This window comes from Snodgrassella sp. B3837, assembly GCF_026535955.1.
In the GTDB taxonomy this organism is placed as follows: domain Bacteria; phylum Pseudomonadota; class Gammaproteobacteria; order Burkholderiales; family Neisseriaceae; genus Snodgrassella; species Snodgrassella alvi_E.
Map to the genome: position 1 here is coordinate 26,697 of NZ_JAFNPI010000010.1, position 19,287 is coordinate 45,983.

The 19,287-nt window shown below is 39.9% G+C and carries 15 protein-coding genes; 9 read left to right on the top strand and 6 right to left on the bottom strand.

All coding sequences use genetic code 11. From position 1 onward, the window contains the following. Positions 1 to 78: 78 nt before the first annotated feature. Together J3U67_RS03580 and glmS are read left to right on the top strand one after the other, a co-directional pair. On the top strand, positions 79 to 360 hold the full coding sequence (locus J3U67_RS03580; protein ID WP_267403837.1) for a FeoC-like transcriptional regulator: 282 nt from the start codon (positions 79 to 81) through the stop codon (positions 358 to 360). A 401-nt stretch (positions 361 to 761) separates the two neighbouring features. Further along, positions 762 to 2,603, top strand: a complete 1,842-nt coding sequence (gene glmS, locus J3U67_RS03585; protein ID WP_267403839.1) for a glutamine--fructose-6-phosphate transaminase (isomerizing) — start codon at positions 762 to 764, stop codon at positions 2,601 to 2,603. A gap of 123 nt (positions 2,604 to 2,726) precedes the next feature. On the opposite strand, the gene J3U67_RS03590 is transcribed toward glmS, so the two are convergent. Together J3U67_RS03590 and J3U67_RS03595 are read right to left on the bottom strand one after the other, a co-directional pair. Then, complete coding sequence (locus J3U67_RS03590) at positions 2,727 to 6,464, bottom strand: hypothetical protein (RefSeq protein WP_267403841.1); 3,738 nt, start codon at positions 6,462 to 6,464, stop codon at positions 2,727 to 2,729. A 201-nt stretch (positions 6,465 to 6,665) separates the two neighbouring features. After that, complete coding sequence (locus tag J3U67_RS03595; protein WP_267403843.1) at positions 6,666 to 7,034, bottom strand: hypothetical protein; 369 nt, start codon at positions 7,032 to 7,034, stop codon at positions 6,666 to 6,668. A gap of 1,014 nt (positions 7,035 to 8,048) precedes the next feature. Between J3U67_RS03595 and hutW the strand changes: the two genes are divergently transcribed. From hutW to J3U67_RS03610, 3 genes are read left to right on the top strand one after another with little or no spacing between them, the layout of a single operon-like run. Next, a complete protein-coding gene (gene hutW, locus J3U67_RS03600; RefSeq protein WP_267403845.1) occupies positions 8,049 to 9,431 on the top strand; it encodes a heme anaerobic degradation radical SAM methyltransferase ChuW/HutW in 1,383 nt (460 codons plus the stop codon). Positions 9,432 to 9,473: 42 nt separating this feature from the next. Further along, entirely contained in the window at positions 9,474 to 9,986 is a 513-nt protein-coding gene (gene hutX, locus J3U67_RS03605; protein WP_267403847.1) for a heme utilization cystosolic carrier protein HutX, read from the top strand. Continuing rightward, positions 9,986 to 10,630, top strand: coding sequence for an NAD(P)H-binding protein (locus tag J3U67_RS03610; RefSeq protein ID WP_267403849.1), 645 nt, complete (start codon positions 9,986 to 9,988; stop codon positions 10,628 to 10,630). Before hutX ends, J3U67_RS03610 begins: the two co-directional genes overlap by 1 nt. 108 nt (positions 10,631 to 10,738) lie before the next feature. Here J3U67_RS03610 and J3U67_RS03615 read toward each other — a convergent pair whose 3' ends face one another. The 3 genes from J3U67_RS03615 to J3U67_RS03625 all read right to left on the bottom strand — a co-directional run bounded on the left by J3U67_RS03615 (position 10,739) and on the right by J3U67_RS03625 (position 13,674). Next, positions 10,739 to 11,074 (bottom strand): zinc ribbon domain-containing protein YjdM, encoded by a 336-nt coding sequence (locus tag J3U67_RS03615; RefSeq protein WP_267403851.1) that lies wholly within the window; start codon positions 11,072 to 11,074, stop codon positions 10,739 to 10,741. A gap of 113 nt (positions 11,075 to 11,187) precedes the next feature. Beyond that, a complete protein-coding gene (locus J3U67_RS03620) occupies positions 11,188 to 11,976 on the bottom strand; it encodes a YaaA family protein (RefSeq protein ID WP_267403853.1) in 789 nt (262 codons plus the stop codon). Between the two features lie 306 nt (positions 11,977 to 12,282). Beyond that, positions 12,283 to 13,674 (bottom strand): NAD-dependent succinate-semialdehyde dehydrogenase, encoded by a 1,392-nt coding sequence (locus tag J3U67_RS03625; RefSeq protein WP_100140785.1) that lies wholly within the window; start codon positions 13,672 to 13,674, stop codon positions 12,283 to 12,285. Between the two features lie 473 nt (positions 13,675 to 14,147). Here J3U67_RS03625 and J3U67_RS03630 point away from each other — a divergent pair, with 473 nt between their 5' ends. Continuing rightward, positions 14,148 to 14,699 (top strand): flavodoxin family protein, encoded by a 552-nt coding sequence (locus J3U67_RS03630; protein WP_100140719.1) that lies wholly within the window; start codon positions 14,148 to 14,150, stop codon positions 14,697 to 14,699. A gap of 115 nt (positions 14,700 to 14,814) precedes the next feature. Here J3U67_RS03630 and J3U67_RS03635 read toward each other — a convergent pair whose 3' ends face one another. Next, the gene (locus tag J3U67_RS03635) at positions 14,815 to 15,795 is read right to left on the bottom strand and encodes a TerC family protein (protein ID WP_323811377.1); all 981 of its coding nucleotides are present in this window, start codon (positions 15,793 to 15,795) and stop codon (positions 14,815 to 14,817) included. 1,157 nt (positions 15,796 to 16,952) lie between these two features. Here J3U67_RS03635 and J3U67_RS03640 point away from each other — a divergent pair. From J3U67_RS03640 to J3U67_RS03650, 3 genes are all read left to right on the top strand, one after another. Then, positions 16,953 to 17,915, top strand: coding sequence for an urea transporter (locus J3U67_RS03640; protein WP_267403855.1), 963 nt, complete (start codon positions 16,953 to 16,955; stop codon positions 17,913 to 17,915). 494 nt (positions 17,916 to 18,409) lie between these two features. After that, positions 18,410 to 18,589: a hypothetical protein gene (locus J3U67_RS03645; RefSeq protein ID WP_267403857.1), complete on the top strand. Its 180-nt coding sequence runs from the start codon at positions 18,410 to 18,412 to the stop codon at positions 18,587 to 18,589. Positions 18,590 to 18,911: 322 nt separating this feature from the next. Further along, on the top strand, positions 18,912 to 19,287 hold a 376-nt coding region (locus tag J3U67_RS03650; protein ID WP_267403859.1), incomplete at its 3' end, for a contact-dependent growth inhibition system immunity protein.

A 19,287-nucleotide genomic window follows, 5' to 3' on the forward strand; every position in this document is an offset into this window, starting at 1 on the left:
ATCTGCCCTATCGTCACTATCTGTTTGCGTTCAAATACCTAACCAACAGGAACCATAACAGCACAGGATAGACAAAAAATGCTCATCACTGCCATTCGCGATTACCTTATCAGCATCGGACAGGCCAGCCTGCAAGATTTAGCACGCCATTTCCAAGTACAGGAAAGCGCTATGGAACAAATGCTCAGCTTTTGGCTGCGTAAAGGAACCATACGCCAAATTAGTCTTACTCAGCCCGGTTGTAGTCCAAACCAATGCAGCAACTGCTTCGCCTGTCCCGATGGTGCCAAAAAAATTTATCAGGTAATCAGCAGCCCCCGCAAAACCATCCCCATCACCTCCGCACAACACAGCATCTAAAAAAGCCAGATTCAGTCAAAATTGATTAGCAAAGTGACAGTATAAATCAATACCAGCAACATACCGCATGTAAATACAACCGCCGTCGACCAGCGTATAAAAAATCAACATTATTGATAAATAAAAATAAATTTTTCTCAATCATTAACACATCCCAACCACATCCCTACCGAATAAACAAACACTCAGCTGCCTGCATCAGCAAACATTACTGTGCAAAACGCCTATTTCCATTACAATCGTCTTCTTAAACAATTGAAAACAGCATAAACAGGCATGGCACTGCGCACCAAATAGACATCAACCGCTGCATTCATCTCTCATGCACAACAGCCGCGGCCAGTCTTACCTTTCAGACGCGCAGCCACACCAGCAACCAGCCTGTAGCAAAAGGATAAAACATGTGTGGCATAGTTGGCGCCATTCGCGCTCAGAATAACGTAGTAGAATTTCTCACCAGCGGTCTGGAACGACTGGAATATCGCGGTTACGACTCCTCTGGTATCGCCGTCTGGACATCCAATGGCATAGAGCGCGTACGTCGCGTCGGCCGCGTTAAACTGATGGAAGAAGCCGCACAAGCCGCAGGTCTAAAAGGCAGCCTTGGCATCGGCCATACCCGATGGGCAACACACGGCGGTGTTACCGAACCCAATGCCCATCCCCATATTTCCAATAACCTGATAGCCATCGTCCATAACGGCATCATCGAAAACTTCGAAAGCGAACGCAACCGCCTCGAAGCACTGGGCTATCAGTTCACCTCACAAACCGATACCGAAGTGATTGCCCACAGCATTCATTACGAATACACCCACAGCAGCAATGGCAACCTTTTTCAAGCAGTACAACACGCCTGCCAGCGTTTCCAAGGAGCCTACGCCATCGGCGTTATCGCTCGCGATAACCCCGAAAAACTGGTAGCCGCCCGCATGGGCTGCCCGCTCTTAGTGGCACTGGGCGAAAACGAAAGCTTTATCGCCTCGGATGTCTCCGCTGTAATTGCCTATACACGCCGCGTGGTATTCTTGGAAGATGGCGATATCGTACAGTTATCCACAGACGGCATCGACCTGCTGCTCGACAAACACCAGCAACCGGTGGAACGCGAAATCAAAATGTCCGAACTGTCACTCGCTTCGCTCGAACTTGGCCTGTACAGCCACTTTATGCAGAAAGAAATCCACGAACAGCCCAAAGCCATCACCGACACCGCCGAAGTATTTTTAGTTGGCGGCTTCGAACCGGCCAACTTCGGCATTAATGCTGCCGCCATCTTTGAGCGCATTCGCAGCATCAAAATTCTTGCCTGCGGCACCTCCTACTACGCCGCACTAACCGCACGCTACTGGCTCGAAGCCATCGCCCAGATACCCACCGATGTGGAAATTGCCAGCGAATACCGCTACCGCAAAGTGATTGCTGACCCCGAACAACTGGTGATTACTATTTCCCAGTCCGGCGAAACCCTCGACACCATGGAGGCGCTCAAATATGCCCAATCACTGGGCATGCAGCACAGCCTCTCTATCTGCAACGTAATGGAATCTGCGCTGCCGCGCGAAAGCGAGCTGGTACTGTATACCCGTGCCGGTGCCGAAATCGGCGTTGCTTCCACTAAAGCCTTCACCACCCAGCTAGTGGCCTTGTTTGGTCTGGCGGTTACCCTAGGCAAAATGCGCGGACTGGTTACCCCTGAGGAAGAAGAGCAATACACCAGCGAACTGCGCCTGCTACCGGGCAGCATCCAGCATGTACTTAATCTGGAACCGCAAATAGCCGGCTGGGCAAACCAGTTTGCCGCCAAAAACAACGCCCTGTTTCTAGGCCGCGGCATCCACTACCCCATCGCCCTTGAAGGTGCACTGAAACTGAAAGAAATCACCTATATTCATGCAGAGGCTTATCCTGCCGGCGAACTCAAACACGGGCCATTGGCACTGGTAGACCAGAATATGCCGGTAGTGGTTATCGCGCCCAACGACAGCTTACTTGAGAAAGTCAAAGCCAATATGCAGGAAGTTGCAGCACGCGGCGGCGAACTGTTTGTATTTACCGATTTAGACAGCGAATTCACCGCCGGCGAAGGCGTACACGTCATCCGCACGCCGCGACATATGGGTGTACTGTCGCCAATTGTTCACACCATACCGGTACAGCTACTGGCGTATCACACCGCACTGGCACGCGGTACCGATGTGGATAAACCGCGTAATCTGGCAAAATCGGTGACGGTGGAGTAAATAAGCTTTTTAACTAAACTGATTAAAAATATCCAGTGATGCCTTTGAAACATCACTGGTTTTTTAATTTTTTCCTGTAAATATTTAAATAATAAGTATAGTCTAAATTTATAATCTGCTGATTTAATCTTGTTTTAGAACATGACTTTTCAACCAGTTATCTAAATTATCAATACAGACAAATTGGGTTGGCACATCTTTTGGAGGTGCTACCATCCAATAATGTAAATCTTTTGTAATATATAATTCTAAATTAATTTCTGGTTTATCAGAGGGCGGCCATCCAAGTACTTCTAACATACGTTGACGATTTTTCAGTACAAAATCGCGTCTTTTGGCAATCTTTTTCATATGCGCTTCAGGATTATTTCCAAATATTGTATCACGTAAGCGGCGGCTATCTTTTATTACAAACGCTGGTTTATTATATTTACATTCAGCATAAATCAAAGTATTTATTTCTGGCCAGTATGCCAACCCATCAAAGTCACCAACATCATCAAATTTTTCATACTTTTTATATTTATCGTAAAAATCTAAACTATCGACATATGGTGTATATCTCTTGAATATATCAAGAGATTGTTTTTCAAGTTTTTCTTCTAAATCTTTCTTGATATTTTTAATATAAGGTTCAACATTAGGCCAGTTAAAATCTGCTGGCAAATAACCATTATTTAATTGTCTTAGCCATATAAACATGCTCCGAAAAGCTTGTTCAGCGCCCCAAAAATATTTATTATTATATTTGATTAACGGACGCAAATTGTATCGGTAAATTCTCTTATAATGATCCCAATAAGGAACTTCAGTTTCAATTTGTTCTTTACCACTTAAACAAAGAATTCCAGATTCTGATAAAGTCAAAAATTTTAAAAGATAAGTTGCCTCTTCTTTTGTAGTGAATTTAATAAAATTTAAAAAAGCTGATAATAATTTTTCCTCAGTTACACTATAGCATAATGAAATATTATTAGATAAACCATATTCTACTGGCTGGTATAAAATTCGAAATGCATCTATTAGTTGCACAAAATCAAAATTTAAATCTTTTCGAAATAGATTATTAAAATGTTTGTTCTCTAATAAATTTATTCCAATACTTAAACTATTTATTTCATCTTCTTTATTTATACCAATACCTAAAATATTTTTTGAATATTTATTTTGAAAACGTGAAATATTATTTTCGAATTCATCATTATAAAAAACTTGTGGAATGTAGTTTTCACTTATATCTAATCCTCCGATAGCAATTCCGTAGTGCAATATATCGCTTGCATTATTAAAATCAAAATAATATTTTACATAAAAATATAGTTTTCTTAATACTTTATCATTAACTGAATTCTCTCCTTTTATTGATAAAGTTATTATTTTTTCTAATAAATATTGATAATATTTTATAATCATTGAGTTTTTTTCTTTACTATTTTTAACTTCTTCCTCTCGATCATAATCTACATCATGTGCCAAACTATGTTTTATATTTAAATTGTCGATATATTCCTTAACCAAAGCAGCATTAATTTGTTCAATACAACTAACAATTAATTGTTCTTTATTATAAGAAATTAAAAACGACTCAATCTTTATTTTAAAAAAACAAGAAATTTCTTTTATTATAGATTTAGCTTCATCAACAGTATATTTTCCAGGATATATATTCCTATCATGTAAAGCTATTGCGATTTCTTTAATAACTAATTTAGAATCATTTTCAGTAACCATTATTGGCATTGCTGTTTTAGGACTGTCTACATAATTTTTTTCTTTGTAAAATAAAAATCTTGGTTTTTTAGAAGGGATTTGTTCGGTAAACAATTTAATAAAGTTTTTCGGTAATTCCACATTATTAATACTATGGCAAAGTATTAATAATTCCGATAAAAATTTTTTTTCATAAGTATTGTCCTTATTATTTGAACATGAATCAAAAATTTTTTCATAATTTAAAGTTAAATGATAATGATTTTTTTCTGTGCAATAAATATTCGATATAAATATTCCTTTTGATTCTGATCCAATTTTGGTATTTTTGTTGATTGTGCAATTAAATATAATATGCTTTTCTTTCATAAAAGGAATATTAACCAATAAATGTTTATTTTCATTAATTAAATCAATTATCATTTGTACCATACTATCAAAAATATTTTTATCTTCATTTGGTATTTCTTGATAATCGTATAATGCCTGTATGGTACAGTTACCAACTTTTGTTGAATAAGCTTTAATTGGCTTCCATATAGAATACATATGTTGTATTGCACCTGTTTTAATAATTTTCCATGTTTTTTCATTATCAGGAAATATTTCTGGTGCATCATGCCAAAATTCTTTTAATTTCTTAAAACGATAGATATCCCCCCAATGCGGATCAATAAATACCATCTTTTCATGGGAAGAATAACCATTAAATAAAACACCTTTTGAATCACAAAAGCTAGCATACCAATCTACTGGAGAGGCATATAAATTAAAAAATAAATCATGCTGATTTGTTTCATCATTTACATCTTGCATATACTGATCAAATTCTTCTATTTCATCTATATTTTCCATCGAATCAAAGATTGAAATAAAATCAGCTAAAGTGAGAAATTGTGCCGGCTCTTCAGGGATTTCTAATAAGGAAGTGGCTAGTGCATTATTTTCTAATACAAGTGTAATACGTATATCATTTTTACATAACTTGGATTTATCTTTTCTCCCTAACCTTTTTTTTCCACATGGTGATAAAAGAGCTATTTCAGATTCTTTCTGTAAGTGTGTATAAATCAAGTTGGTTTCATTTAGAGCATTTTTATATGAATCAAGTTGACAATAGCAAATTAAATGAAATCTCTCTTTTCCAGCTATTGAACATGTGATTCTTAAATTAGAAAAAATAGAATTATTAATTTCTAAATAAATAGGTTCTCCAGAACCACATACATTTTCAAAATGTTTGTTTAAAAATTCAGCTATTTTTGCATGTGGTATATTTTCATTATATAAATTTTTATTATTTGCCCAATAATTAATAATTTTTCCTGGTAATTCACGTACAGATATCGGAATTAGTAAATCATTCTTAGACAAAAATACATGAGGAGTAATATAACTTTCTAGATATTTATTAATGAATTCCTTGTGTGTATAGATACTATTCCCAACTCCAATTGGTGTAATTAATTTTTCTTTATTTTTATCCAATCTTTTAAATATCAAATCTTTAGTTTTTATCAAAGTTTTTATACATGCAATCCAAAATTTTTCAGTTGGAACTTCTACATATCCATTTGTTGGATTTGAAATATTTTCTTTATCAAAACCATCAAAAGAATTAATAATATTTCTTTGAATATCGATAATAAGATCCATATCAGCTAACGCTACAGGATTAGATGCATATTTGATTCGAAATGATTCAATAAAATCTGGTACACGATCAAGATTACTTCCATAAAATATAGGCACAAATTCCGAGTCAAGTCCTACCTTAATTTGTCCCCAATCAGCAACTGGTGAATAATCTTCTAAGCAAGGTAATTCAGGCCATAGACAATATAGTTTATTCAGAAAAAGGCTAAATTCTTTATAATTTGAGATAGATTTTGCCTTTTCATCTTCTTCTGACAAACCAAGTAAAATTGACCAGGCTAATGCATGTTTAGCATGGCTAGCTACATTCATCGGCCACAATTCGGAAACACAAATCGTCAAAGCTATATCTAAAAATTTATATTCTTTAAATAATAATTTAATACGATTTACACTTGATTCGAATTTACTATTATCATTTTGATAATCCAATGAATTAAAAATTTTTTTTTGATTTTCTCTTTTTTCTCTTTTTAATCGAGCTTTTCTTCCCATTATTTATTCCTTTTAATAAAACTATTCTAACAAATATAATTTATTATTAATTTACATAAATAAGTGTAGATAAGATTATCAATTTTTTTATTAGAAGACAATAATATATTTTTTAAATAATTCTGTTACGAAAATGATAAAACACCTAAAACCTGCCCTAGTCTGTTGGCTAAGGCGGGTTGTGTGAACGATGAGTTTTGCTTAGTTAATTTGTTTGATGGCTAAGCTTTGCTGGTAGATGCGCTTGATGCTGCTGGTGAGGCTTTCGAGCTGGGTGGAGAAAATGCCGCTGAACTGAAGCATTTCGTCGTCGTTTACCAGTTGGGTATTGGCGAATACGTACTGGCGTTCGAGCATCAGTTTACTCAGGGTTTGGTTTATTTGTTTGCTGAGGCTGTTGATGGCTTGGCAATATTCGATGATGCTGCTTAGGTGAAGGCAGCTGAGCTGCTGCGCTTTTTCTTCTGTGCTGAGCTGTAGATGCTGAATACTCGCCAGTTCGGCTATCTGTTCGAGTAATAAGCCGATGCTATTGCTTAGGCCGGTGGTGAGGATCTGTTCGCGGGTCATAGTGCACCTCCTTGGCTATGTCAGATGCAGGTGCAGCTGCGAACTTGAGCGCGTTGATTTGCGCTTGGTTGTGTGATTGTTTTAAGCTTGTAAATTCCCTGAGGTTAGAAGACTTAACAAAGCAGGCTAAAATTATTTCTTTCGCTGGTAATGTATTTTACGCCCTCTTGTCCATAAAAAAATATTCATTTGTCATAAATAAATTTTTATGTTCAAAAACTGCAATTTTGCTGCGATTTTTATTTTGTGAAGACTTCGACACCTCATGCGCTTATCATGCTAAGGGTGGTTGTGTTTGTCAATTCAGCCGCGCTGTGTTTAGTAGTTGTGTGGCCAAGTCGTGTTAGTGGCCGCTAGTTTTTTACTCTCTACCATGTGGCTTGTGTTGGGCAAAATTTCAGCTTGCTGTCCACTTGCTACTTTTTATAGTTTTTTTTGCGGATGATTTAGTTATTCTATTTAGCTGGGCATGCTGATTGATTTGAGCTAGCGCAGGAAAGCACAACGCGCAATAAAGATAAGACGGCTTTCTGTACTCTGGCTGGGCAGATGTGGGTAGTAATAGTTCTTGGCTAATCGGTGACGCTAAGCTGGTTTGTGCTGCTGTTGGTCTGTGAGCTGCAAATTAGGTCACAAACCGATTCGTTAAGGTGCTGACGCTAGCTGGCTGCACGCTGCGTATATGAAGATTGATTATAGCAAATTTTTGTTGAGCTGCTTTGTTTGTTCAGATGGCGGTTCTGAAGCTATTTTAGTAGATGAAGATTGCATTTGGTGGTGGATTTCATTTGGGTTACGTCGGTTGATTTGGCTGCTGTTTTTTGCCTGTTGCTGCTTTGGTTAAACTGGTTTTTCGCTACTGGTGTGTTCTAAATCGGCCTTTCTGCCGGCATTTTTTATGTCAGTTGATGTGTGTCAATAAAGCGGAAGTTGTAGCATTTTGCTGGCTTAAAACCATTGCCATATGAGAATAATTATTATTTAATCCTGACACTTTGATTTGATGTCTGTGTTATGAACTCTTTGGATTTAAGCCGTTTTTACGCCGCCTCTTCTGGGGTGCCGTTTCAGGATAGATGGGCGGTGATGCCATTACGTGCCAGTTTGCCTTTAGCAGCTGAAAAGATAGAAAAGCAATGGACTTTATTGCAGCAATCGCCAATATCTGGCAATAAAAGGCTGATTTATATTCATATTCCTTTTTGTGAAACGCATTGTCAGTTTTGTGGTTTTTACCAGAATCTGCTGCGCAGATTTGATACGGATAAGTATATAACGACTTTACTAGCTGAGATTGCTCTGGAAATGAATAATCCAGTGATGCAGTCTGCACCGATTCACGCTATTTATTTTGGGGGCGGTACACCATCTGCTCTACCCGCAGGTCAACTGGCGCGGGTTATCAGCCTACTCAGACAATCTTTGCCACTGGCGCCAGATTGTGAAATTACGATTGAGGGGCGAATTTCCGATTTTGATGAGGCACGTACAGAAAGTTATATTGCCGCCGGTGCGAATCGGTTTTCTATCGGTGTGCAAACTTTTGATACGGATATCCGGCAGAAGCTGGGACGGTTATCCAGCCGTGAGCAGATTGTTGAGACATTTGAGCGTATTGGGAGGCTAGACTGTGTAGCACTGGTGTGTGATTTGATGTTCGGTTTGCCGGGGCAAACTGTGCAAAGCTGGCAGCCTGATCTGGAGCTGGCAGCCGCTTTGCCGCTGGACGGGTTAGATTTGTATGCATTGAATCTGCTGCCAACTACGCCTTTGGCTAGACGAGTAGATAAAGGACAGCTTGAATTGCCTGCCGTGGCAGCTAAATGTGAATTTTATTTACAAGGTGCGGCGTTTTTACGCCAGCAGGGCTGGATGCAATTAAGTAACAGCCATTGGGCAAAAACCACACGTGAACGAAATTTATATAACCTGTTGATTAAGCAGGGAGCAGATTTTTTTGCTTTTGGCTCCGGCGCAGGCGGGCGTTTAAATGGGCATTCGTTTATGCTGCATCGTGATCTGACTGAATACTATACACAGATGCAGTCAGGTAAAAAGCCTTTGATGATGCTAACGGATAAATCATTGTTGGGTAGCTGGTTACATCAGCTTCAGGCGGGGATTGAAGTGGGACGGGTGAATTTACCCGCGCTAACGTCTCAGGCGGAGTTGTTGGAACCGCTACTTATGCAGTGGCAGCAGGCTGGTCTGCTGGTCAATGAAAGGGGCTACGTGCGTTTAACGCCGTCTGGCCGTTTTTGGTCAAGTAATCTGTTGCAAGCATTGCAGCAGTTACTGCTGGCTTTAAATAATCCTGAACATATTGAGTGGCAGGAAAAAATGATGCAACGCCACCCCACCGGCAAACCAATACAGCGTTTTGCCACAACGTCGTGACAAAAATACGTTTAGTCCAATTGACTTGATTAAGGGAAAACGATGACAAAACATTCACAAAACAATAATCTGCAACTATTTATGCGTAGCAATCCAGAAGGGACGCTGGAACAGATTGCGCAACAATATCAGGTGACACTGGCTGAGGTGATTAAGGCAATACCGGATGTGGTGATAACCGCTGGCAACCACTTTGATGCAGTGTGGCAAGATGTGCAATCATGGGGAGAAATTACTTTTCTGGTGCATACAGCAGATATTATTGCGGAATTTTCGGGTTTACTACCAGCAGGTAAATATGGTGCCGGTTATTTCAATCTGCAACATCAGCAGGGGTTCGGCGGCCATATTCGCGCAGAAAACTGTGCGCAGATTGCTTTTGTAGAACGCAGTTTTATGCAAATGGCTACGGCGTCGATTATTTTTCTCAACCAGCATGGTGACGCAATGTTTAAAATTTTTGTGGGGCGAGATGAGCAGCGGCAGCTGAAAGCGGAGCAATTAACTAAGTTCCGCAGACTGACACAGCGTTTTGCCACCACACAGGAGCAATGATGAAAACATTACTGTTGTTCGGGGTAAGCCCAAAAATGGGCACAGCTTATCAGGTATTGCAGCAGGCTTTAATGCAGACCGGTCGCTGGCGCTGTGTGGCACTGGTACGGGATGAGGATTTTGCCCGCCAGTTACAACAGCAAGGAGTGGAAACAATAGTTGGAGATGCCACGAATGAATCCAGTGTGCGCGAAGTGTGCAAGCTAGCTGGTCAGGATACTGTGATTGTATCTACCTTGGGTGGTTCGGCAGGCGCGCACTATCTGGCACAGCGGTTGATTATGGATACGGCAGAGCTATGTGGTATCGGCCAGATGCTGCTGGTGACATCATTGGGCTGTGGTGATACTTGGGCAACAATGTCAGAGCGTGCAAAAAAAGCTTTCGGACATGCAGTGCGAGAAAAATCTCTAGCAGAGGTGTGGCTGCAAACCAGTACGCTAAATTATGAGATTTTGCGTCCGGGTGGTCTGGCGCAAGGTGAAGCTACTGGCACTGGCAAGTGTTTTTATCAGCAGCAGGTACAGGGTTATATTCATAGAGCAGAGTTAGCGCGGATAATTTTACAAAGAATCAGTGCGGATAAGCTTGATAACCGTGTGTATGCTGTAGTTGATCTGGGGCTTGATACTGTGGATAACTAAGCTGTAATAACAGTTTGTGGATAATTAAATGATCCACATATAAAAACCGCCAGTCTACAATGCTTTGTTTAGGCACTTAGATTGGCGGTATTTCAATCGTTCAGAGTATTAGGCTTTTTTAACAAAGCATGCTTTGAGCATGATTTTCATTCCGTCTACTTTACAGTCTATCTCGTGGTCACCTTCAACCAGACGGATTCCTTTGGCTTTGGCACCTTTTTTCAATACGGTGCTACTGCCTTTGAGCTTGAGATCTTTAATCAGAATCACATCATCACCGTTGGCTAACGGATTGCCATTACTGTCTTTGACATCCAGCTCCTGTGTGGCTGGTGTACTATTAGCATCCCATTCATGCCCGCATTCGAGGCAAACAGTAAAATTGCCATCAAAGTAATTTTGTTCACTAGCGCATTGCGGGCAAATCGGCGTTGTTTCAGACATGGTCAGATCTCTATATGGTTTAAAGCGGGGATTGTACCGAAATCTACTGCAAGCACCACATTTTTATGTGTAACTTACGCGCTTTTTCAGCCGTTAGTATCCGGATGCTGAAATTAATTCCGATTTTGATACTGCTGCGCTGTTTTTTCAGAACGTTTAAACACCAGCTCGTGTTCATTCGATTCTTTTGCGCAATACTGGTAACCATGGTCGCTGAATTCATGCAGCATTTTAGACGACTCAAGTTTGTTTCGCACAATAAAGCGAGTCATCAAACCCATCGCTTCTTTATCATAGGCGTTGACATTCATGTATTTACCGGATTTTTCATCAAGAAATACAGGTTTAATTACTTTGGCTTTCAGTTTATCGCTATCAATTACTTTGAAATAATTGTCAAAGGCTAAGTCGATGATGGTATCGGTTTCAATCTGATTCAGATGGTTGGTGAGAATGTCATGCCAGAAATGATACAAATTGATTCCCTTTGGATTTTCCAGTCGCACATTCATACTCAGACGATACGGTTGAATTAAATCCAGTGGCCGCAGTAAACCATAAAGTCCAGAAAGAATGGATACCGTTTTCTGCATGTAGTCTAGTTCGTGCAATGATAATTCACTGACGCGCATGCTATTGTAAATATCACCGCCATAGGCAAAGATAGCCTGTAAAGCATTATTGAGGGTAAATGGCGGCTTCCAATCGCGAAAGCGTTGCTGATTCACTTCAGCCAGATGCGGGCTAATGTGCATAATTTCTTCTAATTGTTTGAGGCTAAGTTTGCGGCAGATCTGTACCAGCTGTTCACTCTGTGTCAGAAATTGCGGCTGGCTATAAGTGTCGCTCAGGCGCGGATTAGCAAAGTCCTGAGTGGTGGGTGCGGCGATTATGGTTAGCATACTGCCTCCTGTCTATTTGCTGGCACGCTTTAAAAAGCTAATTATTATCAACATGATGGTACACATGAAGTTGATTAAACTACTTTAGCTGAAAAATGATTGGAGCAGGATAAGTTGGCTGACTTTTACCACAATGCTACATTTATATTACATTTCAGTAATTTATCTGTCTCATCTTTTAAACACTTCTGTTTGGATGGCTGTTGGCCCAATGTTATTCAGACAAAATATTTGTGAAAGAATTATCTTAAAAATAAAAAACGGGGCTGCTATTTGTCCAGCAGCCCCGTTAGTTTTCAAACAAATTTAGAATTCAGCGTCGATGTCTGCAATACTTACCAGTTTAGCATTCACGAATTCTTTTAATCCTAAATCAAGCAATTCGCGTCCGAAGCCGGAGCGTTTCACTCCACCAAACGGCAAATCAGCTTTAACCATGGTGGGATGATTAATAAAGACCATACCCGTATCAATCTGCTGAGCCAGTTTGGCACCGCGTTCTTCATCAGACGTAAAGATAGAACCTCCTAAGCCATATGGGGTATCGTTGGCGATTTCAATGGCATGAGCTGCATCTTTGGCGCGATAAATAGAAGAAACCGGACCAAAAAATTCCCAGTGACGTGCCGGATTATCCGGCTGAATATTGGTCAGGATAACCGGTCGGAAAAAACAGCCTTGAGCCGGCATATCCAATGCAATTTCTTCAGCATGAGCGCCCAGTTTTACCGCTTCATCCAATTGTTGTTGCAAACCAGTCACCGCAGAACGAGAAGATAGCGGTGCCAGTGTGGTAGCGGCATCCATCGGGTCACCCATGCGCAGCTGACGCACTCCTTCGCGGTACAGATTCAGGAAACGATCGTAAACACCTTCTTCTACAATAATGCGTTTGGCACTCACACACACCTGCCCTGCATTCCAGTGACGGCCAAATACAGCCCATTTGGCTGCTTTTTCGATATCGGCATCATTCAGAACGATAAATGCATCGGCGCCACCAAGCTCAAGAGTACATTTTTTTAATGCTGCTCCAGCCTGTGCAGCCACAATAGCACCAGCACCTTCTGAACCGGTTAAGGCCACACCACGCACGCGCGGGTCAGCAATGATTTTTGCCAGTTGTGCATGCGTTGGGTACAGGTTCTGAAACGCACCATCCAGTAAACCAGCCTGTAACAGCATGGCAGCCATTTTGGCGGCACATTGCGGCACATTGGACGCATGTTTCAGCACAACCACATTACCGGCAGCAAGCTGCGGGGCTGCAATACGGGCAATCTGATAATATGGGAAGTTCCACGGCTCAACTGCCAAAATAATACCTTGTGGAGCAAACTCAATGCGAGCACGGTTGCCCTTGTTGGAAGTAACTGGCAACACTTCCGGCTGAAGCTGACGCTCAGCATGAACAGCATAATACTCAAAAATCTGCGCAGAAAGCTCGGTTTCAGCTTTAGCTTCGCTAAATAGTTTACCCATTTCCAGTGTCAGTAACTGGGCATATTCATCAATATTGGCTCGAAGAATATCAGCAGCATTTTGTAAAACACGCGCACGCTGGGCAAACGTAGTGTTTTTCCACTGTTTAAAAGCAGCATCTGCATGATTCAAAGCAGTTTCCAGTTCAACATCGGTGGTATCAGAAAATGCTTTTACCTGTTGCTCGGTGTAGGGATTGGTACTTGCGTACGCCATATATTTACCTTTCATTTATAGAAGTTACACCACGTTTGCTGCCCTTAAGCATACAAATGAATGGCTGCAGTTCGGGCAGGTTTTGAGACAATCTTTTGTGTTTAACTATCTGGAAATGGTTGTGTGCCTGATGTGAATGCTACCGCGCTTCTGTACACCAATATTTCAGATGAAATCAGGCGAGGTTTTCTTTTCATACCTGAAACGTTTCAGACATGATTATGTATTTAATTCAGTTTAACAATTATTTACTGCGTTATCAAGTATGCAACTAAACTGTGCAATATAGTCTTTCATCTGAGTCTGCAAAGGGTCGTTTCTGGATCAATTACTGGGTTGTAAAGAATTTTATACCCAAGCATTGATAGTTTACTGTCAGGCAATAATCCTCGTTTTTATTTCCTGAATCATACTTGCGATAGTAGCGCCACCCGCTTAAGCTGTTTTGGTAATCAATCATAAGGAACAGATACATGAGTAAACTAGCTATTTTGGTATTTTCCGGTTATGGCCATACACTTAAAATTGCTCAGGCAGCTGCAGCCGATACCGATGCTGTACTGGTAGAAATCGATGCCAATGGAGAGCTGGATGATGATCAGTGGCAGCAGTTGCATCAGGCCAAAGGTATTATCTTTGCCGCACCTACCTATATGGGCAATGTACCTTGGCAGTTTAAGAAAGTAGCCGACGCCACATCCGGCCTGTGGGCAGAGCGGGCATGGCAAAATAAAGTGTTTGGCGGCTTCACCAACAGTGCCAGTTTTAGTGGCGACAAACAAGTAACCTTAATCTGGATGCAGACACTGGCAGCACAGCATGGCGGCATCTGGGTAAGTCTCGGACTACTGCCGGCTAACTCCAAAGAAGCAGCGCGCAATGATGTAAATGTACTCGGAGGTTCCATCGGAGCAATGGTTCAGACACCAGCCGATGCCAGTGTCGATGAGATTCCAGCCGGTGATATCGAAACTGTAAAAATCTACGTAGCTCGAGTAAGTGAAATTGTAGACAAATTGGCCTGAGCTTTTCATTCTGTTTTTAGCTTACTTACAGAGTATCAGCCCGCCAGCCATTATTGTGTGTATTAACATTCAAAATAAGCTGAAGCGGGCTGTTGGGAAAAAATTCCTTTGTCGTCTACAGATTATGCGGCTGCTTTCTGGTTTTCCACCATGAAGCCAGAATCGCCAGCAGTAAAGCAGTAAATACCACAGCCAGTGAAGCAAAAGAAGGAATGTGCCACCATTTTGCCACCAGCATTTTGGCACCGATAAAAGTCAGGACCACTGCCAACCCATATTTGAGATAAACAAATTTTTCAACCACATTGGCCAATAAAAAATACATCGCACGCAAACCAAGCACCGCGAAAATATTCGAAGTAAACACAATAAATGGATCAGTGGTCACAGCAAAGACAGCCGGTATACTGTCTACAGCAAAAACCACATCACTCAATTCAATCACTACCAATGTAAGCAATAATGGCGTGGCCATGCGCTGACCGTTTTCGATGGTAAAAAATTTCTCACGGTTAAATTGCTCACTTACACGCATATGGCGGTGCAGCCAACCTATCAGTGGGTTATCAGCCAAACTTTTATTCTCATCTTTTTCCGGCAGCATCAGCTTAATCCCGCTATAAAGCAGGAATATACCAAACAGATACAGCACCCACTCAAAGCGGCTGACCAGAACTGCACCCAAAGCCACCATCACAGCACGTAGGACAATTGCCCCCAATACTCCGTACAATAACACTCGGTGTTGATACTCTGCCGGCACCTTAAAATAACTAAATATCAGCACGAAGACAAAAATATTGTCCACCGATAACGATTTTTCCAGCACATAGCCAGTAAGAAAATCCATCACCGAATCAGCAGCCACCTCACTGCCCAGCACCGGATTATGCAGCAGCTCAAAATAGAGCCAGACAGCAAAACCAAGTGAAACAGCAATCCAGACGCATGTCCACAGCAGCGCTTCTTTAGTGCTAACGCGATGTACGCCTTCTTTTTTCAGCGTGAGCATATCTATCGCTATCATTACAATTATGATGACGATAAATACGCCATAAAATAAAGGTGTGCCCACTGAATTCAAATGAGGCTGCATAAATTCTTTCTTCTTAATATTTTTATCATTCAATTCCCGTTGCTAGAAGCCACTCTTCTAAACAAAATCAGAAACGAGCCAGTATCAAACAATAACATAGATACAACTACTACTGGCAACAGTTGTGCATATACAAACACTCTTCCGGTTCCAATTAAACGGATAATTCATTGCAATAACGATCAAAGCAGAAAACCAGGGTCTGACTAATACATGCATTATGAAATAAAACCGCGTTTTAAATATTATCCCAAAACAGCGACAATAAAGCCCACTCCTACCACGGAGAACGATTTAAGCTCATTTCAGCACATTTCAATTATTATCAACCTTCCTCAATACCAAGCATAATGCTGAAAGTTTCAGAATACAAAATCATCGCTACATTAATATGGAAAAATAAAACTGGGATGACAGTTCTAACACTACAATCTTCGGATATCAGCCGTCATTTTTTACTTTTGGTTAAATTCAGATTGTCTTTAATTTCACTGATCACATACTTATAATTGAAAGAGCCCTTTCTTTATTAATATCAATTAATTCAGTATAAGAGCAACTTTAGAAAGCAGATATTGCTTGGTTTAGCTTATTTAATTAACTTGCACGTTACTCAGAGCAAAATTGTTTTCAGATTGTACTGTTTCACTGCTAGCCTGACGGCCAGATACAGATTTAGAATAGTCACATATTTACCCTATTTAATTAAATTTAAAAATAATATTTTAATTATTTCTTCTTTTATATTACAAAAATTATTCAAAATGAAAACTTAGTACAAACATCAACTTTCCTAAGCTGTATTTGATTTTACCAACCAATCAATGTTTACTTGCTTTGAATTCCAGATTCTTAAACGTTTCAGCACAACTTATCTGCCCAAATAAAAACCTTATAAACATGAAAAATTAAAAAACAAACTAAACAATAAAGAACTAAAGTTAAACAACAGCACTGAAAAAGCATACTCTCAATTTGGCAGGAACCTTTTCATCATCAAATATTTCAAGCTCATAAAAAATAAAATTTTCCGCCCAACCAGCATTAAATATCGTATATTTATTTCCATCCCGCATTACCAGAACATTTACCTACGCAGAAACAGTATAAAAGCAGTCTAACCTACTGAGCCGAAATATTAATAAAGGAGAAAACGGATGAAAAAAATGTCTGTAGCAGCGCAATGGCATCAATTATGCAACCACAACTACTGTGTCCGCTTTACGGATGTGATTCTCCGCAGCTACGGTCAGGTCATGCTCCAAAACAATGCATTATCTGGACTGATTTTTCTGCTAGGGGTACTGATGGGGGGATGTTTTACGGGCAAACCAATTATAGGAGTAGCCAGTTTAGTTGCCGTAATCAGTGCCAACATCATGGCCTATGTGTATCAGCTTAATGAAAAAGCATGGCAGCAAGGAATCTATGGCTTTAATGCCTGTCTGACAGGCATTGCATTGGCTACGTTTTGTGAAAATTCACCCTATTTATGGTGCACTATCGTGCTGGCATCCATACTTTCGGTATTCATTACCAAAGCCCTAAGCACTATATTACAGCAATGGTATCTACCCTGTCTGACCATGCCCTTCATCCTGATTACCTGGGTATTTCTGTTGGCAATTCCCTCTTTTTCAGCACTGTCACGAGTACAGGCAGATACCGCTACAGCACACATCTCCAGCTTTACACTGTTGCACCTGCTGCCAAACAGCATTCTTGGCATTGCTGAAGTATTTTTATTCAACAGTATACTGGTAGGAATAACATTTTTAATCGCTCTGGCTGTTAATTCCCTCCGAATCACCCTATATGCCATAATCGGTTCAATCCTTGCCATCGGCATCGCCCTACTGTACGGAGGTCAACTTGAGTTTATTACACTGGGGCTTTATTCATTCAATGCGGTATTAACTGCTATTACATTGATTACCTTCAGCAATTCACCAGACAGTAAAACCAATTTCTATATTTTACTGGCTATAATTCTCACCGTATTTACTCAGTCTGCCCTTACTACTCTTGTGAAACCCTATTCACTTCCGGTACTGACAATGCCTTTTGTACTGGTCAGCTGGTTATGGCTGCTGATTAACCAGACACTAAATCAACGCTAGTTAAATGCAAAAATAAAAACATTCTCTTATGATAAAAAGATTCATTAGTAGGAATGATTTTGAGGGTAAAAATAAAACACCTAGTACTCTGCATAAGTATATTCATACTAGTTTAGATCCGGTAAATAAAATCGATCCAAGCGGATATATAGGGTTGAGCGATGTTATGACATGGCTTAATATTTAATTAAATTTGAATTCATTTAATACAGCCTAAAGAATACTTAACGTATACCATAAAATTAATGCTGTTTTAGATGTATTCTTTACTGTTCGAATGATTCTTGGTGTTGTTGGAGGAACTATGCTCTATTGGAAAATACAATTCCCAGTTCAGGATCCTCCAAGAGATTTGATTTTTCTGATGCAGGTACTCAATTTATAAGGTATGAAACATAAGCATTAACTTATAGGAAAACCAAGGTTGGGTGCTGGATATATATCAAAAATTGAACGTTAAATATTTGAAATTATATATATTATATAAATCAACAATGTTACCTCAGGCACAATCTCAGTTTCGTTTAGATAAAGTCAACGGACATCCTGTAAAACTATCATTTGGTTTTGGTGGACCAGGAAAAAATGAAACAGGAGCTATTTTTGGTACAGGTGTGGAAATGTCTGGAGATCGTCAATTATTCAGGATTAACTATGATTTTAAAGGAAAATGATGCTTATAGCGGAGCAATAGGTTTTAAAATAGAAAAGATTAAAGTGCTTTGAGATAAAGATTTTCCATATCATATGGTTTATAAATGGGAGCGAGGAAATAATAAAAAGAAGTTTAGATGATAGTGAAATAACACTATGGAAATAGTATTCATATTATGCGCTTAGTGCACTGCAAAAAAATATTACTTAGTGTAACTGAAAATGATGCGGCAAATGTAGAACAGGCTTAACTATGTGAGCAAATTCAGCGATAGGCTGCTTTTCGTTGGTCAGGAATTTCTGTAATAGTACAATCCATACCATAAATTAAGGAGTAGAAAAATGCTGCACGAACCGAAAGCAAAGGGATGTAATTTATATATACTACCTGACGATTCTGTGATTATACAAGGATTCTTTCATGATAATTACGGTCCTGGTCTTGTCCATTCTCACGTCAGAGCGCGTATTTCAAAAGAGCTGATACCGGTATTGTTAGGTAAACTTGTATTAAAGATAACCAATACTTCTAAGTTTATTGACGTTCAAGAATGGGTAAAAGATGAAGATTCATATAACAAGGCCTTTCTGAGCTTTGCTGGCTATAAAAATTTTAGAAGGCTGGAAAAAGAGACTGCCTGTGTGATAATTAAATTGGCGAATAATGTGATCACGATTACGCCAACAGAGTATGACCGTAAAGATGGCGGATTTTCAC

Coding starts and splice junctions, on each gene's coding strand:
- J3U67_RS03580 (WP_267403837.1), top strand. CDS start 79: ATGCTCATCACTGCCATTCGCGATTACCTTATCAGCATCGGACAGGCC.
- J3U67_RS03615 (WP_267403851.1), bottom strand. CDS start 11,074: ATGTCTGAAACAACGCCGATTTGCCCGCAATGCGCTAGTGAACAAAAT.
- glmS (WP_267403839.1), top strand. CDS start 762: ATGTGTGGCATAGTTGGCGCCATTCGCGCTCAGAATAACGTAGTAGAA.
- J3U67_RS03590 (WP_267403841.1), bottom strand. CDS start 6,464: ATGGGAAGAAAAGCTCGATTAAAAAGAGAAAAAAGAGAAAATCAAAAA.
- J3U67_RS03625 (WP_100140785.1), bottom strand. CDS start 13,674: ATGGCGTACGCAAGTACCAATCCCTACACCGAGCAACAGGTAAAAGCA.
- J3U67_RS03620 (WP_267403853.1), bottom strand. CDS start 11,976: ATGCTAACCATAATCGCCGCACCCACCACTCAGGACTTTGCTAATCCG.
- J3U67_RS03610 (WP_267403849.1), top strand. CDS start 9,986: ATGAAAACATTACTGTTGTTCGGGGTAAGCCCAAAAATGGGCACAGCT.
- J3U67_RS03630 (WP_100140719.1), top strand. CDS start 14,148: ATGAGTAAACTAGCTATTTTGGTATTTTCCGGTTATGGCCATACACTT.
- J3U67_RS03640 (WP_267403855.1), top strand. CDS start 16,953: ATGAAAAAAATGTCTGTAGCAGCGCAATGGCATCAATTATGCAACCAC.
- J3U67_RS03645 (WP_267403857.1), top strand. CDS start 18,410: ATGTTACCTCAGGCACAATCTCAGTTTCGTTTAGATAAAGTCAACGGA.
- hutW (WP_267403845.1), top strand. CDS start 8,049: ATGAACTCTTTGGATTTAAGCCGTTTTTACGCCGCCTCTTCTGGGGTG.
- J3U67_RS03595 (WP_267403843.1), bottom strand. CDS start 7,034: ATGACCCGCGAACAGATCCTCACCACCGGCCTAAGCAATAGCATCGGC.
- J3U67_RS03635 (WP_323811377.1), bottom strand. CDS start 15,795: ATGCAGCCTCATTTGAATTCAGTGGGCACACCTTTATTTTATGGCGTA.
- hutX (WP_267403847.1), top strand. CDS start 9,474: ATGACAAAACATTCACAAAACAATAATCTGCAACTATTTATGCGTAGC.